We start from the raw sequence: 6,014 nt of genomic DNA, 5'->3' as shown, positions 1-6,014 counted from the left end.
TTTAGAGTACATTAATGACCCGCATCACGGATAAATAAATTTATCCTGTTCGCTTATATCCCCCGCATGAATGACGGGGGCTTTACGCTTCACGTACTCGTAATTCGGGATGAATGTGTTGGCGATCGCCGATCGTAACTTCCGCCCCAACGAGTGGGGACTTGGCTAAAGTCGGCGTCGGTGGGTATTTAGGTCAACTACTGCCTGAGGCGGGTAAGCGCTCTGGGGATTCATGGTAGATACTCCCAAAGCTTTGAGTTTACAGTCAATTGTCACTAGTTTGTTGGCGTGCAAAGAATATTTATTAACGAACCGCGTACTGCTAGCCTTCGGCAACGCCAAGGGCGAACGCAGAAGCCGCAGGCTAGGCACGAAGTACACGTTCGCCCTTGGTGTCTTTGAAGGAGAAGGAAGAAGAGAAAAAGGAAGATGGGTCATTTTGTAGGGGGAGAGGAGAGTTAAGTTTGAGGTTTCATGTTCTCAACTCGAAGTTTCATGCTTTGAACTCGAAGTTTCATGCTTTGAACTCGAAGTTTCATGCTTTGAACTCGAAGTTTCATGCTTTGAACTCGAAGTTTCATGCTTTGAACTCGAAGTTTCATGCTCTGAACTCGAAGTTTCATGCTCTGAACTCGAAGTTTCATGCTTTGAACTCGAAGTTTTAATCTGTTAGGGTGCGTTATGGACCCAACGACAAGAACGCACCGAAGATCTGGGATGGTGCGTTGCGTTGCACAACACAACGGGCCCTAAAGCGCGGCGTTGCCTGCTCAGAGGATTCTGTCCGTCGAACCGACGAAAGGAGGAATATCCACACCGCTTTAAGCCGGACCCTACTGGCTACTATCCCCCCATCTCACCATCTCCCCATCTCCCCCCCGGACGGGGAAACCCCGCCGCTACTGATACCCGGCTGCTTGCAATAAGAATAACTTCGCATAGCGTCCCCCAGCTTGCAATAACTCTTCGTGAGTTCCCTGTTCTATCACTTCCCCATTTTCAATCACCACGATTTTGTCAGCCATCCGCACTGTGGAAAAGCGGTGAGAAATTAACAATACCATCTGATTTTTGGTTAAAGCGCGAAAGTGATTGAAAATATCAAACTCAGCTTGAGCATCCATTGCTGATGTCGGTTCATCTAAAACCAAAATATCTGCACTATCTCGCATAAAAGCACGAGAAAGAGCTATTTTTTGCCACTGTCCCCCAGAAAGTTCTTGTCCACCTTTGAACCATTTACCAAGTTGAGTTGTAAAACCTGCGGGTAATTTCTCGACGAAAGGTAGTGCCATGCCTTTTTCGGCGGCAATTTCCCAAAGTTCTCTATCTTCTAATCGTTCCACATCACCGACACCGATATTTTCGCCGACGGTGAATTGGTAGCGAACAAAGTTCTGGAAAATTACACCAATACGTCGTCGCAATACATCAACATCCCATTCTTGCAAGTCTAAACCATCGAGTAAGATGCGTCCAGAGTCTGGATAATAAAGCCGAGTCAGCAGTTTAATTAAGGTTGTCTTCCCAGAACCATTTTCACCAACGATCGCTAGTTTTTTACCCGGTCGCAAATGTAGAGATATATTTTTCAACGCCGGTTGCAAATTTCCCGGATAGGTAAATGTCATGTTCTCAAAACGAATACCATCACCGGGTTTGACACCTTTAGTCGCTTTACCTATTGACGTTGGTACTTCTTCTTCGAGAAAATCGTACAGGTTGGAGAGATACAAGTTATCTTCATACATCCCGCCGATGGAAGTCAACGCCCCGGAAAAAGTAGTTTGTCCTTGGCGAAACACGGTGAGATACATCGTCATATCTCCTAAAGTAATTCTCCCCGCCACGGTTTCTATGACAATCCAAGCATAGGCGATGTAAAAACCAGCAGTAGAAAGTAAACTTAATAGATATCCCCACAAGCCCCGACGCAAAGTTAAATCGCGATCTTCGCCATAAAGCCGATTAAATAGATCGTGATAACGCCCTAACAGCATATCTCCTAGCTGATAGAGTTTGACTTCTTTGGCAAAATCTTCTCTAGCCAACAGCGTTTCTAGATAATGCTGTTCGCGGGTTTCTGGCGCCCGCCAACTAAACAGCCGGAAAGCTTGAGCCGCAAACTTCGTTTCCACAAAGAATGCAGGCATCCCGGCTAAAATTAGAACTAACAATGCCCAAACAGAAAACTTGACAAGCAAAGCTCCATATGTTATAAGTGAAAGGGCACTTTGCACCAAGCCGAATGTGCGCGTTACCAAAGAAAGGGGACGAGTCGAAGCTTCTCGCCGCGCATTGGTCAATTTGTCGTAAAATTCCGAGTCCTCAAACTGGGTGAGATCCAAAGTGAGGGACTTTTCCAAGATAAGAACGTTGACCCGTTGACCGAGTAAGACCCGCAGTAAAGATTGACAGATGGAAAGTCCTCGTTGAGTAGCAGCTAATAAAGCAACAGCGATCGCTTCTAAGCCAACATACATCAGCGGATGATAACTATTGACAAAATCGAAAATAGATGTACCCGATTGCGCGGCAAAAATGACCGCATCGACAATTAACTTACCGATGTAGGCGATCGCCGCAGGCAAAAGACCAGCCACTAAAGTTAAAGTGGCAAGAATAATAGTTAGAAAGCGGCTAGTAGTCCACACCAAGTTGACAGCACGTCCACTGTAGCGGAATACGGAAAGTGATTGACGCAGAGCGTTTCGTTTCTTTTGAGTCCTCATTATTCATTTTATAGCGTGAAGTGCCCCTTAATTGCTTACTTTCTTCCGGCTCGAAGAATAACTATTTAACGAACCGCGAAGACACGTTCGCGTAGCGTCTCCGAAGGAGAAGGACACGAAGGAGGAAGGAAAAGAAGATAGGTAATTTTGCAGCGGGAAGGGAGTAATTGGGAAAGGGAAGCGGGTAAATTCGATTTTGAATTGACCCCACGCTCTGTGCTGTTGGTTGTAACATCAAGGAATTATCGAATCAGTTTAAAATTAAGTTATTGCACTGCCTGTGAAAGTTGTAGCGATGAAAGAAAGGCAACATATTTTTGTACCGCGTGGTAGACGGATTTTTGAAGTTATTCAAGAACACTCAAAAAATCAGCGTCCTCCTGTTTCTGAAGAAGACAAAGCTAGACGCAAGGCGGAGAATGCAGCGTTTAACAAGCGTTGCAATGAAATTTTTCAACGAGTTTGTCCGGAATTAATCAAAGATTATTACAACTGGGCGATTATGATTGAGCCAAACAGTGAAGATTATGTTATCGACCCCGACCCAGAAGTTGCTTTCCAAAAAATTCGCAGCAAGCATCCAAACGCCAGAATTATGGAAATGCGTTTGAATGAAACAGGCGCTGTTGGTAGAATATGATTCCAGGCTTTTTTGGTGAGAATGGAGAGTTGTATTTTGAAATTAATTTGATAGCTGCCGATAGTTCGGATATCAAAGTTAATGCTTTGCTAGATACTGGGTGTACTGACTGGTTGGTAATGGATATTCAAGATGTAGAAAGTTTGGAATGGTCTTATGTTCGGGAACAAATAAGGCAGACAGCACGAGGGGAAGCAGAATTTTATCTTTATCAAGGAAATGTTTGCTTTGATGGTCAAGAATTTACTATCCCTGCCTTAGCTGGTGAAGAAATTACTGAAGTTTTAATTGGGTTGCCTTGGCTAGAAAATCGCCGATTAGTAGTAGATAGAAAAGCAAGTTTGCTGACTTTGGGCGAAGATTAGATGATCGCAAATCAGTTTATGATTGCATCTTTTCAGCAAAAACAATTAGCGCAGCATAGCTTATACTACAGATACAACGTCTTCTTAGCACACCATGAGTCTGTGCATTAACCCGTTTTGCCCCAAACCAGATCACTCGGAGAATGCTAACAACCGCTTTTGTCAAAGTTGCGGTTCGCACCTACTCCTAGAAAACCGCTATCGGGTGATGCGCTTGCTGAGTGATAAAAGTGGGTTTGGCAAAATTTATGAGGCATACGAAAACAGTACGCCAAAAATCCTGAAAGTTCTCAAAGAACACCTCAATCACCAGCCTAAAGCAGTAGAACTATTTGAACAAGAGGCGGCAGTATTGGCAAAGTTGGATCATCCTGGCATTCCGAAAGTGGATGGTTACTTTCAGTATCTCACCAATCACAATTTGCGGTTGCACTGTTTGGTGATGGAAAAAATCGATGGTGTGAATTTAGAACAATGGCTGCAACAACACTCTAATAATCCTATTTCCGAGAAGCAAGCTTTAGCCTGGTTAAAGCAACTGACGGAAATATTGCAGATAGTGCATGACAAACAGTGGTTTCATCGCGATATTAAACCCGCAAATGTCATGCTGAGAAGCAATGGACAGTTAGTGTTGATTGACTTTGGCACAGCCAGAGATGCGACGTATACATATTTAGCAAAGCTGGGTGTGGGACACCAAATTACGGCGGTGGTTTCCGCAGGGTACACCCCACCAGAACAAATTAATTACCAAGCAGTACCGCAGTCGGATTTTTTTGCTTTGGGACGCACCTTTGTATATTTGCTCACGGGGCAACATCCCTTAAAGTTTTATGATGCTCATAATGATGTGTTTCGCTGGCGACAAGCGGTGACAATTTCACCGTTGCTGGGCAATTTTTTAGATCAATTAATGGCGCGAAAACCAGGCGATCGACCGTTAAATACTCAGGTGTTGTTGCAGCGAATAGGAGAAATTGAGCAAAAAACCCTTCCGCCTTCAAAAAAGAAATTGCCGATAGCAGTGACCGTTGCGGCGCTGCTGTTATTAGGGGGAGGGTTTGGGTATTTAGCACCTAAAATCGGTCAAACTTCATCGCCTTCTATATCAACAACTAGTCCAACTGCGACAAATCAAAACCCCTTAGCAAATCTTTCTCTAGCCCAAACCCTGACTGGGCATACCGACTTAATCTGTGGCGAGAATTGCATCGCTATCAGCCGCGATAATTCCACTCTTGTCAGTGGCAGTCATGACAAAACTATCAAAATTTGGAATTTGGCAGATGGCACTCTTATCCGCACCCTGACTGGTCATTCCAACTGGGTTTGTTCTGTCGCTATTAGCCCGGATGGGCAAACTTTAGTTAGTGCCAGTGCTGACAAAACTATCAAAATTTGGAATTTGGCAGATGGCACTCTTATCCGCACCCTGACTGGTCATTCCACGTGGGTTTGTTCTGTCGCTATTAGCCCGGATGGGCAAACTTTAGTTAGTGGCAGTTTTGACAAAACTATCAAAATTTGGAATTTGGCAGACGGCACTCTTATCCGCACCCTGACTGGTCATTCCTCCAGTGTTGATTCTGTCGCTATTAGCCCGGATGGGCAGACTTTAGTTAGTGGCAGTTATGACAAGACTATCAAAATTTGGAACTTGGCAGATGGCACTCTTATCCGCACCGTGACTGCTAATTACTTCAGTGTTGATTTTGTCGCCATCAGCCCGGATGGGCAGACTTTAGTTAGTGGTAGTGCTAACAACACAATCAAAATTTGGAACTTGGCAGATGGCACTCGTATCCGCACCCTGCCTGGTGATTCCAACGGGGTTAATTCTGTCGCCATCAGCCCGGATGGGCAGACTTTAGTTAGTGGTAGTGCTAACAACACAATCAAAATTTGGAACTTGGCAGATGGCACTCGTATCCGCACCCTGCCTGGTGATTCCAACGGGGTTAATTCTGTCGCCATTAGCCCGGATGGGCGAACTTTAGTTAGTGGCGGTGCTGACAATACTATCAAAATTTGGCGGGCGTCGCGTTGAAGTTGACTGCGATTTGGGGTTTGAGATTCGTCAGTGTTGGTGTTAATTGCTTTGACCCTGGATGCCGACACCCTAGAAGGGTACGGCTATACGAACGAAGGCTGCGGAGGCAGCCTCAAGAGATTTTATAGCAATTCTCGGTTACGTGAGGTACACCCGTAGGGGCACGGCAGTGCCGTGCCCCTACACGCGACGATATAATGTTGTACCGCATCTGAATGGGAACT

The 6,014-nt window shown here is 45.1% G+C and carries 5 protein-coding genes; 4 read left to right on the top strand and 1 reads right to left on the bottom strand.

Annotated features, from left to right (window positions below):
• Nucleotides 1-232: 232 nt before the first annotated feature.
• The gene (locus AABK37_RS39820; RefSeq protein WP_432556911.1) at nt 233-445 is read left to right on the top strand and encodes a hypothetical protein; all 213 of its coding nucleotides are present in this window, start codon (nt 233-235) and stop codon (nt 443-445) included.
• Nucleotides 446-899: 454 nt separating this feature from the next.
• On the opposite strand, the gene AABK37_RS39815 is transcribed toward AABK37_RS39820, so the two are convergent.
• A complete protein-coding gene (locus AABK37_RS39815) occupies nt 900-2,732 on the bottom strand; it encodes an ABC transporter ATP-binding protein (protein WP_432556910.1) in 1,833 nt (610 codons plus the stop codon).
• Between the two features lie 295 nt (nt 2,733-3,027).
• Between AABK37_RS39815 and AABK37_RS39810 the strand changes: the two genes are divergently transcribed.
• The 3 genes from AABK37_RS39810 to AABK37_RS39800 all read left to right on the top strand — a co-directional run bounded on the left by AABK37_RS39810 (nt 3,028) and on the right by AABK37_RS39800 (nt 5,787).
• Nucleotides 3,028-3,372: a hypothetical protein gene (locus AABK37_RS39810; protein ID WP_432556909.1), complete on the top strand. Its 345-nt coding sequence runs from the start codon at nt 3,028-3,030 to the stop codon at nt 3,370-3,372.
• On the top strand, nt 3,369-3,737 hold the full coding sequence (locus AABK37_RS39805; protein WP_432556908.1) for an aspartyl protease: 369 nt from the start codon (nt 3,369-3,371) through the stop codon (nt 3,735-3,737). The genes AABK37_RS39810 and AABK37_RS39805 overlap by 4 nt, the downstream gene beginning before the upstream one ends.
• A 94-nt stretch (nt 3,738-3,831) precedes the next feature.
• A complete protein-coding gene (locus AABK37_RS39800; RefSeq protein ID WP_432556907.1) occupies nt 3,832-5,787 on the top strand; it encodes a protein kinase domain-containing protein in 1,956 nt (651 codons plus the stop codon).
• The last annotated feature ends 227 nt before the right edge of the window (nt 5,788-6,014 follow it).

The organism is Tolypothrix sp. VBCCA 56010, from assembly GCF_050875635.1.
Classification (GTDB): domain Bacteria; phylum Cyanobacteriota; class Cyanobacteriia; order Cyanobacteriales; family Nostocaceae; genus Hassallia.
Note: the sequence above shows the minus strand (reverse complement) of the source record. Positions and strands in the feature narration are given on the sequence as shown.